Source organism: Glycomyces luteolus (genome assembly GCF_027622875.1).
GTDB lineage: Bacteria > Actinomycetota > Actinomycetes > Mycobacteriales > Micromonosporaceae > Glycomyces > Glycomyces luteolus.
Genome location: NZ_JAPZVP010000003.1, coordinates 325,065 through 338,800, shown reverse-complemented (window position 1 = coordinate 338,800; position 13,736 = coordinate 325,065). Strand labels below are relative to the sequence as shown.

14 protein-coding genes are annotated in these 13,736 nt (G+C 69.2%); 9 read left to right on the top strand and 5 right to left on the bottom strand.

Going from position 1 to position 13,736, the window contains the following annotated elements; translation table 11 throughout:
- The first annotated feature begins 4 nt into the window (after positions 1-4).
- The 3 genes from O1R50_RS05550 to O1R50_RS05540 are packed head-to-tail and all read left to right on the top strand — an operon-like array spanning position 5 to position 3,170.
- Positions 5-1,354 carry an ABC transporter substrate-binding protein gene (locus O1R50_RS05550; RefSeq protein WP_270108908.1) on the top strand — a complete coding sequence of 450 codons (1,350 nt, stop codon included), beginning with the start codon at positions 5-7 and terminating at the stop codon, positions 1,352-1,354.
- Positions 1,351-2,292: a carbohydrate ABC transporter permease gene (locus O1R50_RS05545; RefSeq protein ID WP_270108907.1), complete on the top strand. Its 942-nt coding sequence runs from the start codon at positions 1,351-1,353 to the stop codon at positions 2,290-2,292. Before O1R50_RS05550 ends, O1R50_RS05545 begins: the two co-directional genes overlap by 4 nt.
- A complete protein-coding gene (locus tag O1R50_RS05540) occupies positions 2,289-3,170 on the top strand; it encodes a carbohydrate ABC transporter permease (RefSeq protein WP_270108906.1) in 882 nt (293 codons plus the stop codon). Before O1R50_RS05545 ends, O1R50_RS05540 begins: the two co-directional genes overlap by 4 nt.
- A gap of 100 nt (positions 3,171-3,270) precedes the next feature.
- On the opposite strand, the gene O1R50_RS05535 is transcribed toward O1R50_RS05540, so the two are convergent.
- Positions 3,271-3,987 (bottom strand): ArsR/SmtB family transcription factor, encoded by a 717-nt coding sequence (locus O1R50_RS05535; protein WP_270108905.1) that lies wholly within the window; start codon positions 3,985-3,987, stop codon positions 3,271-3,273.
- A 65-nt stretch (positions 3,988-4,052) separates the two neighbouring features.
- Between O1R50_RS05535 and O1R50_RS05530 the strand changes: the two genes are divergently transcribed.
- Positions 4,053-4,778 carry a cytochrome P450 family protein gene (locus O1R50_RS05530; protein ID WP_270108904.1) on the top strand — a complete coding sequence of 242 codons (726 nt, stop codon included), beginning with the start codon at positions 4,053-4,055 and terminating at the stop codon, positions 4,776-4,778.
- Complete coding sequence (locus O1R50_RS05525; protein ID WP_270108903.1) at positions 4,768-5,595, top strand: isocitrate lyase/PEP mutase family protein; 828 nt, start codon at positions 4,768-4,770, stop codon at positions 5,593-5,595. Before O1R50_RS05530 ends, O1R50_RS05525 begins: the two co-directional genes overlap by 11 nt.
- On the opposite strand, the gene O1R50_RS05520 is transcribed toward O1R50_RS05525, so the two are convergent.
- Positions 5,555-6,130 carry a TetR/AcrR family transcriptional regulator gene (locus O1R50_RS05520; protein ID WP_270108901.1) on the bottom strand — a complete coding sequence of 192 codons (576 nt, stop codon included), beginning with the start codon at positions 6,128-6,130 and terminating at the stop codon, positions 5,555-5,557. The genes O1R50_RS05525 and O1R50_RS05520 overlap by 41 nt on opposite strands.
- A gap of 84 nt (positions 6,131-6,214) precedes the next feature.
- On the opposite strand from O1R50_RS05520, the gene O1R50_RS05515 reads away from it, so the two are divergent.
- On the top strand, positions 6,215-6,799 hold the full coding sequence (locus O1R50_RS05515) for a dihydrofolate reductase family protein (protein WP_270108900.1): 585 nt from the start codon (positions 6,215-6,217) through the stop codon (positions 6,797-6,799).
- Between the two features lie 4 nt (positions 6,800-6,803).
- Positions 6,804-7,301 carry an anthrone oxygenase family protein gene (locus tag O1R50_RS05510; RefSeq protein ID WP_270108899.1) on the top strand — a complete coding sequence of 166 codons (498 nt, stop codon included), beginning with the start codon at positions 6,804-6,806 and terminating at the stop codon, positions 7,299-7,301.
- 55 nt (positions 7,302-7,356) lie between these two features.
- Here O1R50_RS05510 and O1R50_RS05505 read toward each other — a convergent pair whose 3' ends face one another.
- A complete protein-coding gene (locus O1R50_RS05505) occupies positions 7,357-9,438 on the bottom strand; it encodes a PhoX family protein (RefSeq protein WP_270108898.1) in 2,082 nt (693 codons plus the stop codon).
- Between the two features lie 307 nt (positions 9,439-9,745).
- Between O1R50_RS05505 and O1R50_RS05500 the strand changes: the two genes are divergently transcribed.
- Positions 9,746-11,659 carry a glycoside hydrolase family 127 protein gene (locus O1R50_RS05500; RefSeq protein ID WP_270108897.1) on the top strand — a complete coding sequence of 638 codons (1,914 nt, stop codon included), beginning with the start codon at positions 9,746-9,748 and terminating at the stop codon, positions 11,657-11,659.
- A gap of 45 nt (positions 11,660-11,704) precedes the next feature.
- Positions 11,705-12,070, top strand: coding sequence for a TfoX/Sxy family protein (locus tag O1R50_RS05495; protein WP_270108896.1), 366 nt, complete (start codon positions 11,705-11,707; stop codon positions 12,068-12,070).
- Here O1R50_RS05495 and O1R50_RS05490 read toward each other — a convergent pair.
- A complete protein-coding gene (locus tag O1R50_RS05490; protein WP_270108895.1) occupies positions 12,038-12,244 on the bottom strand; it encodes a hypothetical protein in 207 nt (68 codons plus the stop codon). The two genes, O1R50_RS05495 and O1R50_RS05490, sit on opposite strands and share 33 nt — an antisense overlap.
- A 204-nt stretch (positions 12,245-12,448) precedes the next feature.
- Complete coding sequence (locus O1R50_RS05485) at positions 12,449-13,693, bottom strand: endo-1,4-beta-xylanase (protein ID WP_270108894.1); 1,245 nt, start codon at positions 13,691-13,693, stop codon at positions 12,449-12,451.
- Positions 13,694-13,736 lie beyond the last annotated feature (43 nt).

Sequence of the window (13,736 nt, the reverse complement as noted above, 5' to 3'; positions counted from 1 at the left end):
CCCGATGACTCCCCGATTCAGACGCAGGACCGGCCTCGCGGCCGCATTGGCGGGCCCACTGTCGCTCGCCGCCTGCGGCAGGCACACTGTGGATCCGCCGAAGAGCGTCACGCAGGCCGAGATCGACCAGGCCATGCAGACGCCCACGGAATTGAACTTCTGGACCTGGGTGCCGGGCATCGAGAAAGAGGTGGCGCTCTTCCAGGAGGCCTATCCGCAGATCACTGTGGACGTGGTGAACGCCGGTCAGGGCAATCCGCACTACGCGAAGCTGCGCACCGCGCTGCGCGCCGGGAACGGCGCCCCCGACATCGCCCAGCTCGAGTACCAGATGATCCCGTCGTTCGTCATCACCGAGGACCTGCTCGACCTGGGGCCCTACGGCGCCGGCGAGATCGGCGACCAGTTCGTGGAGTTCGCGTGGTCGCAGGTGACCGGCGCGAACGGCGAGGTCTGGGCGATCCCGCAGGACACCGGACCCATGGGGATGCTCTACCGCGACGACATCCTCCAAACCCACGGCATCGAAGTGCCCGCGACCTGGGACGACTTCGCCGCCTCGGCCGCCGCACTGCACGAGGCCGACCCCGAGGTGTACCTGACGAACTTCGCGCCCGCGCAGGGCGCGTTCTTCGCCGCGATGCTCTGGCAGGCCGGCGCCGACCCGTTCGGCGGCTCCGAAGGCCCCGACCTCAACGTCGACCTCACCTCGCCCGAGGCGGAGAAAGTCGCCCGCTATTGGGGCGAACTGTCCGAACAGGACCTCATCTCGGTCGACGCCGACTTCAACGACCAGTGGTACCAGGCCCTCAACAAGGGCAAGTACGCCACCTGGATCGCCCCCGCCTGGGCTCCGACCTTCCTCCAGTCCGCCGCGGCCTCCACCGCCGGCCTCTGGCGGGTCGCCCCGCTCCCGCAATGGGAAGCGGGGCAGCAGGTCTCGTCCAACTGGGGCGGCTCGACCTCCGCGGTCATGGCCACCACCCGCAACCCGATCGCCGCCGCCGTCTTCGCCCAGTTCATCAACACCGACCCGGCGTCGACCGGCACCATGGCCAACGAGCAGTTCCTCTACCCGCCCACCAAGGCGATCCTCGAGGACCCGGCCTTCACGGGCCAGCAACTCGACTTCTACGGCGGGCAAGAGGTGAACGGCCTCTTCGCCGAGATAGGCACCACGGTCGCCCCCGACTTCCAGTGGGCCCCGTTCCAGGACAAGGTCTACGCCGACTTCACCGCCACCGTCGGCACCGCCGTGGCCGAGAAGACCGACGCCTTCGCCGCCATGGAGGCATGGCAGCAGCGCATCGAAGAGTACGCGAAGTACCAGGGATTCACCGTGAGGCAGCCATGACCGCGACGACCGAAACCCGCACCAGCAGGCCCGAGAGCGCACCGGGCGGACCCGGACGCAAGCGCCGCGGCGACCGCCGCACCCTCGCCGGGTACATGTTCGTGGCCCCCTTCATGATCGTGTTCCTCGCGATGTTCGCCCTGCCGCTCGTCTACGCCGCCTACTTCAGCCTCTTCCGCGAACAGCTCGTGGGCGGCAACGTCTTCGTCGGCCTCGAGAACTACACCCGCGCCTTCGGCGACGAGCAGCTGTGGACCGGCATCGGCCGCGTCGGCCTGTTCTTCCTCATCCAGGTGCCGATCATGCTCGTAGCCGCGCTCGCCTTCGCGCTCGCACTCGACACCGGCCTGGTCCGTCTGAAAAGGACCACCAGGCTTGCCATCTTCGTCCCCTACGCCGTCCCCGGCGTCATCGCGACCCTCATGTGGGGCTTCCTCTACGGACCCGACTTCGGGCCCTTCGCGCAACTCGCCGACTGGCTCGGCACCAGCGCGCCCGACTTCCTCGGACCCGACCTCATGCTCGGCTCCCTCGCCAACATCGTGTTCTGGGAGTTCACCGGCTACAACATGGTGATCCTCTTCGCCGCACTCCGCTCGGTGCCCACCGAGATCTACGAGGCCGCCGCGGTCGACGGGGCCGGGCAGTGGCGCATCGCCTGGAGCATCAAGATCCCGGCGCTCAGAGCCGCGCTCGCCGTCTGCATGATCTTCTCCATCATCGGCGCCTTCCAGCTCTTCAACGAGCCGCAGCTCATGCAGTCCTTGGCGCCCACCGTGATCGACGCCGCCTACACGCCCAACCTCTATGCCTACAACCTCGCTTTCGTGGGCCAGGAGTACAACTACGCCGCCGCCGTCTCGTTCGTGCTCGGCCTCGTGATCCTGGTCGGCTCGTACGCGTTCATGTTCGCCACCAACCGCAGGAGCCGGCGATGACCTCCACCGTCCTCAAACCGCGCCGCCAGCGGCCCAGGCGCAGCACCGTCCTCACCATCGGGATGCTCGCCGCCGCGGCCTACTTCCTGCTGCCGCTGTTCTGGCTCGTCGTCGCCTCCAGCAAGACCAGCGAGGACCTGTTCTCCACCTTCGGCCTCTGGTTCTCCGGCGACTTCCACCTGTTCGAGAACATCAGGCTCACGCTCACCCAGGACGACGGCGTCTTCCTCAAATGGCTGTGGAACACGCTCCTGTACGCGGTCACCGCCGCGGGCGGCGGCGCGCTCCTGGCCGCACTCGCCGGATACGGCTTCTCGAAGTACCGCTTCAAAGGCAACCGCACCATGTTCATGATCGTGCTCGGCGCGGTCATGGTCCCCACCACCGCCCTCGCGATCCCGACCTACCTGGTGTTCAGCGAGATCGGCCTCGCGGACACGCCCTGGGCGATCATCCTGCCCTCGCTCGTGAATCCCTTCGGGCTCCTCCTCATGCGCGTCTACGTCGAGGCCTCGGTGCCCGACAGCCTCCTGGAGGCCGCCCGCATCGACGGCGCGAGCGAATTCCGGATCTTCTTCCAGGTGGTGCTGCGCCTCCTCGCGCCCGGCTTCGCCACCGTCCTACTGTTCGCCCTGGTGCACACCTGGAACAACTACTTCCTGCCGCTCATCATGCTCAACGACCCTGAGCTGTACCCGATCACTGTCGGCCTGGCGCGCTGGCAGGGCCAGGCCGCGGCGGCGGGCGGTGCGAGCGGAGACCTGATCCCGCTGGTCATCACCGGTTCGCTGCTGTCGATCATCCCGCTGGTGATCGCGTTCCTCTTCCTCCAGCGCTACTGGCAGTCGGGTCTCGTCGCGGGAGCGGTGAAGCAGTGACGTCGCGCCCCAGGCGGATCCGCACCACCGTCTGGGGCCGAGCGCGCGTCCGCATCCCCGGTCGGCGAGAGAGCGTGCCCACCGACCCGCACCCCAGTGCTCAGAGCAGACCGAGCTCAGATGCATCGATGCCCAGTAGTGCTTGCAAGGCGTCGGAGCCGCCATCGGTGAGGCGCACGGCCCGGGTCGAGCCGACACGGCGGATCCAGCCGTGGTCGAACAGGGCCCGGCACAGGCTCGCGCCGGCCTGACCGGCGAGATGGGTGCGGCGTTCGGTCCAGTCGAGGCAGGCCCGCGCCACCGGGCGGCGTCGCCCCCAGGCCGCCGTATCGACGCCGAGTGACGCTTCCATCCAGTGCAGGCCCTTGCCGCTCAAGGCGAACCCGCCGTCGGTCTCCAAGTGCCCGTGCGCCGCCATGGCCTCGGTGAGCGTGACCCCGAGGCGACCGGCAAGGTGGTCGAAGCACGTGCGGCCCCTGGCGAGCGCGGTCGAGGCCGCGGCCGATCTCAGGCCCGTGACCGGAGCGGGCGCCGGCGGCAGGAGCGCGGCCATGTCTTCAATGAACGCGGCCACGCGCGCATCGGCCAGCTCGACGTACCGGTGGCGGCCCTGGCGGCGCTCGGTGAGCACGCCGACCGCGGTCAACCGGTGCAGATGCTCGGTCGCCGTCGAGGCCGCGACGCCCGCGTGACGGGCCAGTTCCCCGGCGGTCCAAGCCCGTCCGTCGAGCAGCGCCAGACAGAACGCCGCCCGCGTCGGGTCCGCGAGGGCCCGCGCGAGCTCGGCCAGCCGATCCGCTCCCACATCGTTCGTCACCCGCACATTGTGCGCCCTCGACGCTTCGGCGCCCGCCGAACCGTTCCAGACCTAGCGTTGCGGCTGTGACAGCGATCCAGCACGGGATCGAAGCGATCCGCGTCCTCACCGACCCGGCCTTCATCCCCCCTCCGGCCCAGAACGGCCCGCCCGGCGGCATCCGGTGGCTACGTGCCCATGTCGCCCGGTTCTCCAGCGGCGAAACGCATCTGCGAAGGCGCAGGCTGGCGACCGGATTCCTTGACCGAGTCGATCCCGCGCTGCTTCGCCGGCGGGCACGCGACCGCACCGCCGCACTGCTCGCCGAAGGCACAATGGACATCGCCGGGCAGGTGCCGGTCGCCGTACTGGGCGAGGCCTTCGGGCTCGCCGGCACCGATACGGCCGCCGTACACCGGGTCGCCGCCCACTACAAGCTCGACACCGACGACGCGGAGGCCGATGCGGCCGTGGCGAGCCTGGTCAAGGCGTTCGGGGGAGCAGCCGACGAACGGACCGCCGCCAGGATCGGGCTGCTCGTCCAGGCCTGCGACGCCACCGCCGGCCTGATCGGCAACGCCATCCGACGGCATGGGGCAACGGCCGACTCGGCTGAACTGCTGGTGGCGGGGGCGCTGCTCGCCGATCCTCCCGTTCGAGCCACCGTCCGCAGGTCGATCGCCTCCGGGGCTCTCGTCCAGGCCGACCTCACCGCCATGCCCTTCGGTGCCGGAGCGCATCGCTGCCCCGGGATCGACCATGCGCTGGCGATCGCCATCGGCGTCTGCGAGGTGCTGCGCGATGCCGAGTGACTTCCACGCCGTGCACTACGGCGACGAACCGCTGCTGCTGCCGAACGCCTGGGACTTCGCCTCGGCGGCGGCCTTGGCGGCCATGGGGTTCGATGCGGTCGGCACCACGAGCCTCGGGGTCGCCGCCGCGGCCGGATTGCCCGACGCCACCGGGCTCGCCCGCGACGCGACCCTCGCGCTCGCGCGGGTACTCGCGGTGTTGCCCGTCCACCTCTCGGTCGACATCGAGAGCGGCTTCAGCGAAACGCCGGAGGAAGTCGCCGAGGTCGCCGCGCAGCTCGCCGAACTCGGCATCGCGGGGGTCAACATCGAGGACGGCCGGGCCGACGGCACCCTCGCCGACCCCGGGCGCCACGCCGAGGTCATCGAGGCCGTGAAGCGGCGCTGCCCGGACCTGTTCCTCAACGCCCGCACCGACCCGTACTGGCTCGGACTCGACCGGCCGCTCGAACGCACGCTGGAGCGCGCCCGGCGGTACCGCGAAGCCGGAGCCGACGGGATCTTCGTCCCCGGAGCGGTCGCCGCCGCCGACATATCGACCCTTGCGGACCGTGTCGACGGCCCGCTCAACATCCTCTTCTCGCCCGCCCATCTGCCTCTCGCGGACCTCGCCGGGCTCGGTGTCGCACGCGTCAGCACCGGCTCGCTCCTCTTCCGCGCTTCCCAAGGCGCCGTGGCCCGTACGGCCGCGGCAGTGCGCGACGGCGCCTCGGTACCCGCCGACCTGCCGGCCTACGGAGAGGTCCAGGACCTCATAGAGGGGTACTGCCCGGCCGTCATTGGGGCGGCACGATCTGGTCGACCGCCGCTGAGATGAGCGCCGCCGCCCGGTCCTCGCCGAACACGTCCGGGAGCGTCAGGCGCTCGAGGATCAGCCAGTTGAGCGAGAGGTAGAGCATCACGACCGTGTCCGCGTCCCCGGGCATCCCCGAGGCCAGGTGGAAGTCGATGTTCTCCTGCACGTTGTCGCGGATCTGCTTGGTGAGCACCTCGCGCAGCTCCGGGCGGCGCGTGGCCTCGAGCCGCAGCTCCAGCATCGCCAGGTAGCCGGAGCGGAACGCGGTGATGCGCTCGACCATCTCGTGCATGAGGCGGTCCACGGACTCGCGCGTGCGCGGCAGCGTGAGCGCCTCGCCCACGACCGCGGGGCCGGGGTCGAGCCGCTGGAACACCCGCTGACCCGCTTGCGTCAGTAGGGCATCACGGTTCGCGAAGTAGTTCGAGGCTGTGCCGATCGGCACACCCGCCTGGGTGTCGACGGCCCGGAACGTGAGTCCGCGTGCCCCCTGATCTGCGAGTACTTCAATGGCAGCGTCGATCAGTGCCGTACGGCGCTCGGGATTCTGGCGCATCGGTCCGCTCCTTCGATTGACACCACTTCATATGTAGTGGTAAGTTCAAACCACTTCAATCATAGTACTTCAAACGGAGTGTGTATGCGCAAGCAGAACCGCGAACTCACCTACTACATCGGCACCTCGCTCGACGGCTACATCGCCGGACCGAACGACGAAGTCGAACCGCTCATGGTCTTCGCCGACGTCCTCGAAGCGATCAAGGAGGAATGGCCCGAGACCTTGCCGAGCTTCGCCCGCGAATCCTTCGGCATCGCCGACGCGCCGAACACCCACTTCGACACCCTCGTGATGGGCAGGCGCACCTACGACCCGGGCCTCGCCATGGGCGTCACGAGCCCGTACGCCCACCTCGAGCAGTACGTCTTCACCCGCAGCCTCGGCGCCGACACCGACAAGGACGTCAACTTCGTCGACCGCGACCCGCTCGAACTCGTGCGCGAACTCAAAGCGCGCGAAGGCAAGGGCATCTGGCTGTGCGGCGGCGCGAACCTCGCCTCGGCGCTGATCTCCGAGATCGACCAGATCATCGTCAAGCGCTATCCCGTGCTCTTCGGCGGCGGCATCCCGATGTTCGCCGGCGCCTACGAGCCGACCGCGTTTACGCTCGCGGACAACCGCGTCTTCGAATCGGGAGCGGCGATCCAGACCTACCGAAAGGCATAGCCCCGTGCGACTCCTCCAACTCCTCGCGCTCCTCGCGTCCACCCTCAGCGTCGGCCTCATGGCCGGGCTCTTCACCGGGTTCTCCTACGCGGTGATGCCCGGCCTCAAGATCCTCGACGACCGCGGCTGGATCGCCGGGATGCAGCACATCAACAGGGTGATCCTCAACGGCTGGTTCATGACCGCGTTCCTCGGCTCGGTGCTCTTCACCGCCGCCGCGCTCGCCCTGAACTGGTTCTCGGGCGACCGCGCCGCGTCCCCGTGGATCCTGCTCGCCCTCGTGCTGGCCCTCGTCATGTTCATCGGGACCGTGGCGGTCAACGTGCCGATGAACGACCGCCTCGAAGCCGCCGGCGACCCGGCCGCCATCGGCGACCCGGCGGCGCTGCGCGCCAGCATCGAATCCCGCTGGATCGCCTGGAACACGGTGCGCGGCGTGGCCTCGCTGCTGTCGCTCCTCGCGCTGGCCTGGGCCCTCGTCGTCCACGGCCGCAACTCATGAGCCGAAACGGAAACGGGGCGACCAGCGATGGTCGCCCCGTTTCCGGTTGCCTTGCTTAGCAGCCGATGCTGTCGAAGCCGTCCTTCACCACGTTCACCACGGACGGGCGGGGAAGGGCCCCGTCCGGGCCGTCGGGCCACTGCGAGAGCGGGGTCTCGGCGGTCGCGCCGTCGATCTCGCCCGGGTGCTGCACGGCGACCAGGATGTGGCGGTCCTGGATGACCGGGCCGCAGGTCTCCGCACCGAGCGGCACGGTCAGGAACTGCTTGGTCAGGCCGCGGGTCGAGCCGGTGAGCGAGACGCCGAAGAGGCCGTCGTTCATGCCCAGGGCGTTGCCGTCGGTGGAGATCCACAGGTTGCCCTGCGGGTCGAACGCGACGTTGTCCGGGCAGGAGATCGGGCTGACCTCCTCCTTCGGGTAGCCCGCGAAGTACGTGCTCGGGTCCTCGGGGTCGCCGCAGACGAGCAGCAGCCGCCAGCCGAAGCTGGTGGCGGCCAGGTCGCCGTAGCGCTCCTCGAGCTCGAGGACGTGGCCGTGCTTGTTGCTGTTGCGCGGGTTGGCCTCGTCGGCCGCTGCCTTGCCGCTGGTGCCGCGCTGCGAGTTGTTGGTCAGGGCCGCGTACACCTTGCCGGACTTCGGGTTGACCTCGACGTCCTCGGGACGGTCCATCTTGGTCGCGCCGACCTTGTCGCCCGCGAGGCGCGTGAACACGTACACCTCTTCGGCGGTCATGCCGTCCACGAAGGACTCGTCGCCGCTGGCGAGCTTGATCCACTCGCCGGAGCCGTCGAAGGCGCCGTCCTCGGGAAGGGTTCCGGTGCCGTCGATCTCACCGGGGCTGTCGCCGGTGAACTTGGCGACGTAGAGGGTGCCCTCGTCGAGGAGCTTGCGGTTGTGCTCGCGCGCGCTCCTGCCCGTGCCGGTCTTCATCTTGAGCTTGGAGACGAACTTGTACATGTAGTCGAAGCGCTCGTCGTCGCCCATGTACACGACCACGCGGCCCTGCCGGTCCACGCGCGGCCCGGCGCCCTCGTGCTTGAAGCGGCCCAGGGCGGTGCGCTTGCGAGGGGTCCAGTCGGGGTCGTACGGGTCCAGCTCGACGATCCACCCGAAGCGGTTGGGCTCGTTGGGCTCCTGGAGCACGTCGAAGCGCGGGTCGTACTGCTCCCACTTGCGCTCGCTGGCGTTCCCGGAGAGGCCGTAGCGGGCGAGGCGGGCCTTCGCGGTCGCGTCGGCGACCTGCCCGGCGTTCGCGAAGTACTGGTTGAAGTTCTCCTCGCCGGAGAGGATGGTGCCCCACGGGGTGACGCCGCCCGCGCAGTTGTTCAGGGTGCCGAGCGCCAGCGAGCCTTCGGCGTCGGCGGTGGTCTTCAGCAGGTCGCCGCCGGCGGCGGGTCCGGAGAGGACGAACTCGGAGGTGGCGGTGATGCGGCGGTTGAGCTCGTGGCCCACGACGGGCGTGAGGTCGCCGTTCTCCCTGTCCTCCTTGAGGACCACGACGGAGAGGCCGTGCGAGGCCCAGCCGATCTCGACCTGCTCGCGCGTGGGCGCGGCCGCGTCGTAGCCGTAGTGCATCATCTCCTCGCTGGTGTACTCGTGGTTGGCGACGAGCACCTTGCGGCGCCGCTCGCCGGGGAGGTCGAGCAGGGCCAGGAAGTCGCAGTTGTAGCCGAACTGCCCGGCGGCGTCCTCGGGGGTCTGCGCGGCGGGGTCGAAGTCGGCGGCGCCGTCCAGGATCGGGTCGCCCCAGCGGATCACGACCTGCTGCTCGTATCCGTCGGGGATGGTGACGGCGTCTTCCCGGTTCGGTTCCACGGCGTCGAAGCGCAGACCGCGGGGGACCGAGCCCCAGAGCGCGGAGGTCTGCGCGTCGTCTTCGGAGGCGTAGACGGCGCTGCTGCCGAGCGCCCCCGCGACGCCCGCGCCCGCGCTCACGACGACGCCGGCCTTGAAGATGGAGCGGCGGGAGACGGCGGAGGCGATGAGGTCGCCCATGTAGGGGTTGTCGGAGGTGTTCGGCACCGGGTGGCTGCAGGCGTCGCCGCAGCGGTAGAGGCAGGTGAGCTGCGAGCGGCCGCCGATGTGGTCGGACAGGAGCGGCAGGCTGCGCCGCTTTGCGGCGTCACGACGATTCATTTGGGACTCCTATGGCAGTACGTCCGGAACAGGATCGCCGATGCGCGGTTCGGGGTGGCGGATCGACGCGTTCCGATTCCGGAGGCTATGCGCCGCGGGTACCCCGCCCGCCAACCATAAGTGAACAAAAGGTGAAGGGGCGCTCTCGGATTGCGCAAGGCCGCTCTGTTTCGGAAACGCTTTCGGAGGCCTTCCGGCGAAGTGGCGTTCCGCAGCATGAGACCGGTGTATCGGTAAACAAGCGACCCGGGTAGCCTGACCGAAAACCTTTTCCGTCCGCCCTCTCCGCCACGCCGAAGGAAACCCCATGCCCGCTCCGCACCGGACCTCGCTCCACCTCGCCGACGTCCAGATCGCCGACGAGTTCTGGTCCCCGCGCCGCGAAACCGTTCGCACCCGGACCATCCCGCACCAGGAGGCCCGCCTGCGCGAAGGCGGCCAGTTCGAGGCCCTGCTCCTCAAGCCGCGCAGCCACGACGACGACGACCGCGAGCGCGTCCCCATCTTCTGGGAGTCCGACGTCGCCAAATGGATCGAGGCCGCCAGCTACGTCCTCGCCACCACCGACGACCCCGAACTGGATGCGGCCGTTGACAAGGCGATCGAGCTCCTCGCTGGAGCGCAGCAGCAGGACGGCTACCTCAACAACTACTTCACCGCCGTCAAGCCCGGGAAGCGCTTCACCGACCTGCGCGACGCCCACGAGCTCTACTGCGCCGGGCACCTCATCGAAGCCGGCGTCGCCCACTACGAGGCCACCGGCAAGACCACCCTCCTCGACATCGTGCGCCGCTACGCCGACCTCATCTGGCTCGAATTCAGCCCCGGCGGCCCCTGCGAAGGCGGCTACGACGGCCACCAGGAGGTAGAGCTGGCTCTGGTGAAGCTCTACCGCGCCACGGGTGAGCGCCGCTACCTCGACCTCTCCCTGCTCCTCACCGACAACCGAGGCAAGGCCCCGTTCTACTTCGACGCCGAGGCCGAACGCCGCGGCGACACCGGCTACTTCGGCGGCGAATGGAGCCCCGGCGGCGTATACGTCCGCAGTGGACAAAGGGACCGCGAGTACAACCAGTCCCACGCGCCCGTACGCGAGCAGGACAAGGCCGTCGGCCACGCCGTGCGCGCCATGTACCAGTACAGCGCCATGGCCGACCTCGCCCTCGAGCTCGGCGACCAGGGCCTTCGCGAAGCCTGCGAACGACTCTGGGACGACCTCGTCACCACCAAGCTCTACGTCACCGGCGGCATCGGCGCCGACCCCTCCATCGAGGGCTTCGGCAAGCCCTACGACCTTCCCGACCACACCGGCTACGCCGAGACCTGCGCCGCCATCGGCCTCGTCTTCTGGGCCCACCGCATGATGATCCTGACCGGCGACGCGAAGTACGTCGACGTCCTCGAACGCGCCCTCTACAACGGCGTCCTCTCCGGCGCCTCCGCCGACGGCACCAAGTACTTCTACGGCAACCCGCTCGCCAGCGACGGCACCGTCGAACGCAGCGACTGGTTCGACTGCGCCTGCTGCCCGCCCAACCTCGCCCGGCTCCTCACCTCCCTCGAGCAGTACGTCTACGTCGCCGACACCGAGGGCCTCTGGGTCAACCTCTACGTCACCGGCTCCGCCCGCTTCGCCCACGGCGGCCAGCGCGTCACCGTCGCGCAGGAGAGCGGCTACCCCTGGGACGGCGCCATCGCCTTCGAGATCACCGAAGCCGAAGCGCCCCTTCCCATGACGCTCCGCCTCCGCCTGCCCGATTGGGCCACCGGCGCGGCCGTCGTCACCGTCAACGGCAAGGTCCTCCCGTACACCACCGACAAGGGCTACGCCGTCCTCGACCGCACCTGGGCGCGCGGCGACCGCGTCGAGCTCACCCTCCCGATGGCCCCGACCCTCGTCCGCGCCGACCCCCGCGTCACCTCCACTGCGGGCAAGGTCGCGGTCCAGCGCGGCCCGATCGTCCACTGTGTTGAAGAGGTCGACAACGCCGCCCCCGTGCCCCGCCTCGTGATCGCCCGCAGCGGCGAACTCCGCACCGAGCACGCCGACGGCCAGGACGCGATCATCGCCGAAGGCCTGGTCGACGGCCCGCCTTCGGACGGCCTCTACGCGACCGAGCCCGTCTCGGCCGAGCCGACCGCGATCCGCACCGTGCCCTACTACGCGTGGGCCAACCGCGGCAAGGGCACCATGGCCGTCTGGGTCCGCGAGACCCCGTAGCCGGTTCGCCAGCGCCTTGTCGGTGTCCTGTGGCAGCCTGGCCGCATGGCTTACGACAAGGCGCTGGCCGACCGCGTGCGCGACATCTTCGACAACCGGCCGTACGTGTACGAGAAGACCATGTTCGGCGGTCCCTGCTGGTTCGCGCACGGCAACATGGCGGCCGCCGTGCTGAGCGGCGGCGGTGCGATGATCCGCGTCGGCGACGACGACTTCACGGACCTGGTCCTGGAGCCGGGCGCCGAGCCGATGGTCATGGGCGGGCGCGAGTCCAAGACGTGGCTCCGCATCGACGAGGAGGCATGCGCCTCGGACGAGCGGCTGCGCGAGTGGATCGAGCGGGGCCTGACGTACGCGGAGTCCTTGCCCCGCAAGTCCTTAGCGCGCCCGGTGACAGCGGCAGCCGCTTGAGCGTCCCCGCAGTGAAGAGCGCGGCGGGCCTGCCGTGGTCTTGGTCTGCCAGACGATCTCGTAGACGCGCCGCAGTTCGGCGATGGTGAACTCGGTGTCGCAGAAGGCGGTCGCGTCGGTCGTGTACTCGAGCTGCCTGCGGGCGTGGTCGACGGCATCCTCGAGGATCTTCACGTGGTCGCCATGACCGACCTGCCGACCGCCGTCCTCTGCCCGACACCATCGTGAACAACGGCGTCATCAACTACGGCAAGCTCCAGACCGGTGCCGCGGGCACCGGTTCGAGCGCCAAGGTCGGCGACGGCGCCCGCGGCTCCGTCGAATCCTCCTGAACGCACTCGTCGGTGCGGCCGCAGCGACCGCACCGACGAGTGCGGCCTAGGCGAAGTCGACGGTCAGGTCCGCCGCCCCGGCCTGAACGAGCTTGAACTCGCCGCCGCGGTCCCCGAACGTGATGCTGTAGTCGCCGAGGAAGCCGTTGAAGCGCACGCGGCCCTGCTCGTCGGTCGTGAGGGTCGTGGCCGGGGTCTTCCACTCCTCGTTCACCAAGTGGTGCAACCGGTCGTAGGAGGGCTTGGGGGTGCCGTCGAGGCGGATGAAGCCACCCGGGGCGCCGAGCCACATGCCCGTGTCGTACATGCCCCAGTAGGTGATCGCCTCGACCGACGGGTGGGCGAACAGGGTGCGGTAGTGGCGTTCGATCTCGTCGGCCTGGCGAGCCTCGCCTTCGGGGGTGGAGGGCCAGGAGTCGACCTGGTGGTCGTTCAGGTCCTCGATCTCGGGCGGCATGACCTCGCCCGAGACGATCGTGGTCTCGGTGAAGTGGATCGGCAGTCCGTAGCGGGAGAACCGGTCCAGGATCGCCTCGGTCTTCTCCTCGCCCCAGTAGCCCTGGTGCATGTGGCTCTGGAGGCCGAGCGCGTCGATCTTGACACCTGCTTCGAGGACCCCTTCGATGAGGCACTCGTAGGCCGCCGACATGTCGAAGTCGTTCAGGAGCAGCGTCGCGTCCGGGCCGGCCTCGCGGGCGGCGTCGAAGACCATGCGCACCATGGGGATGCGGCCGATGTCGCGGCAAATGCGGGTGATGCCGTTGTCGTACTTGTCGAAGATCGGCATGATGACGACCTCGTTGATGACGTCCCACATGTCGATGACCCCTGCGAAATCGGCGACCTCGCGCTTGATGCGCTCGACCTGGACGCGGGCGATCTCCTCGTTCTCGAGGTCGAGCAGCCAGTCGGCGGAGACGGTGTGCCAAGCGAGCGGGTGGCCCTTGACCGGGTGGCCGCGATCGGCGAACCACTGCGCGGCCTTGCGGAGCGGCTCGGTGGCGGGCTTGCCGCGCTCGGGTTCGAAACGGCCCCAGTAGAAGGGGAGCGTGGCGAAGTTGAAGAGGCCCTCCCACTGCTCGGCCTTTCGGGCGTCGAGCTCGGGGTCGGCGGAGGTGCCGTTGGCGTGGTCCATCAATTCGAACCCGGTGCAGCCGAACAGGAATTTGTGCCGCGTCTGCTCAATCTCGACCTCGCGCCCGGCGAGCGGTGCCCCGTCGAGTGTGAGGGTGACCGTCGCGTCGGCGGTGCGATGCTGCCTGATCCGATCGTCACTGAAAGTTTCAGTCATTTGAGGGCTACTTTCCATGGAAGTTTCAACGCCCTGTATTCCA

Bases quoted from the DNA above. Each gene is read 5' to 3' on its own strand.
- O1R50_RS05550 (WP_270108908.1), top strand. From the start codon at position 5: ATGACTCCCCGATTCAGACGCAGGACCGGCCTCGCGGCCGCATTGGCG.
- O1R50_RS05545 (WP_270108907.1), top strand. From the start codon at position 1,351: ATGACCGCGACGACCGAAACCCGCACCAGCAGGCCCGAGAGCGCACCG.
- O1R50_RS05540 (WP_270108906.1), top strand. From the start codon at position 2,289: ATGACCTCCACCGTCCTCAAACCGCGCCGCCAGCGGCCCAGGCGCAGC.
- O1R50_RS05525 (WP_270108903.1), top strand. From the start codon at position 4,768: ATGCCGAGTGACTTCCACGCCGTGCACTACGGCGACGAACCGCTGCTG.
- O1R50_RS05520 (WP_270108901.1), bottom strand. From the start codon at position 6,130: ATGCGCCAGAATCCCGAGCGCCGTACGGCACTGATCGACGCTGCCATT.
- O1R50_RS05515 (WP_270108900.1), top strand. From the start codon at position 6,215: ATGCGCAAGCAGAACCGCGAACTCACCTACTACATCGGCACCTCGCTC.
- O1R50_RS05505 (WP_270108898.1), bottom strand. From the start codon at position 9,438: ATGAATCGTCGTGACGCCGCAAAGCGGCGCAGCCTGCCGCTCCTGTCC.
- O1R50_RS05500 (WP_270108897.1), top strand. From the start codon at position 9,746: ATGCCCGCTCCGCACCGGACCTCGCTCCACCTCGCCGACGTCCAGATC.
- O1R50_RS05495 (WP_270108896.1), top strand. From the start codon at position 11,705: ATGGCTTACGACAAGGCGCTGGCCGACCGCGTGCGCGACATCTTCGAC.
- O1R50_RS05485 (WP_270108894.1), bottom strand. From the start codon at position 13,693: ATGACTGAAACTTTCAGTGACGATCGGATCAGGCAGCATCGCACCGCC.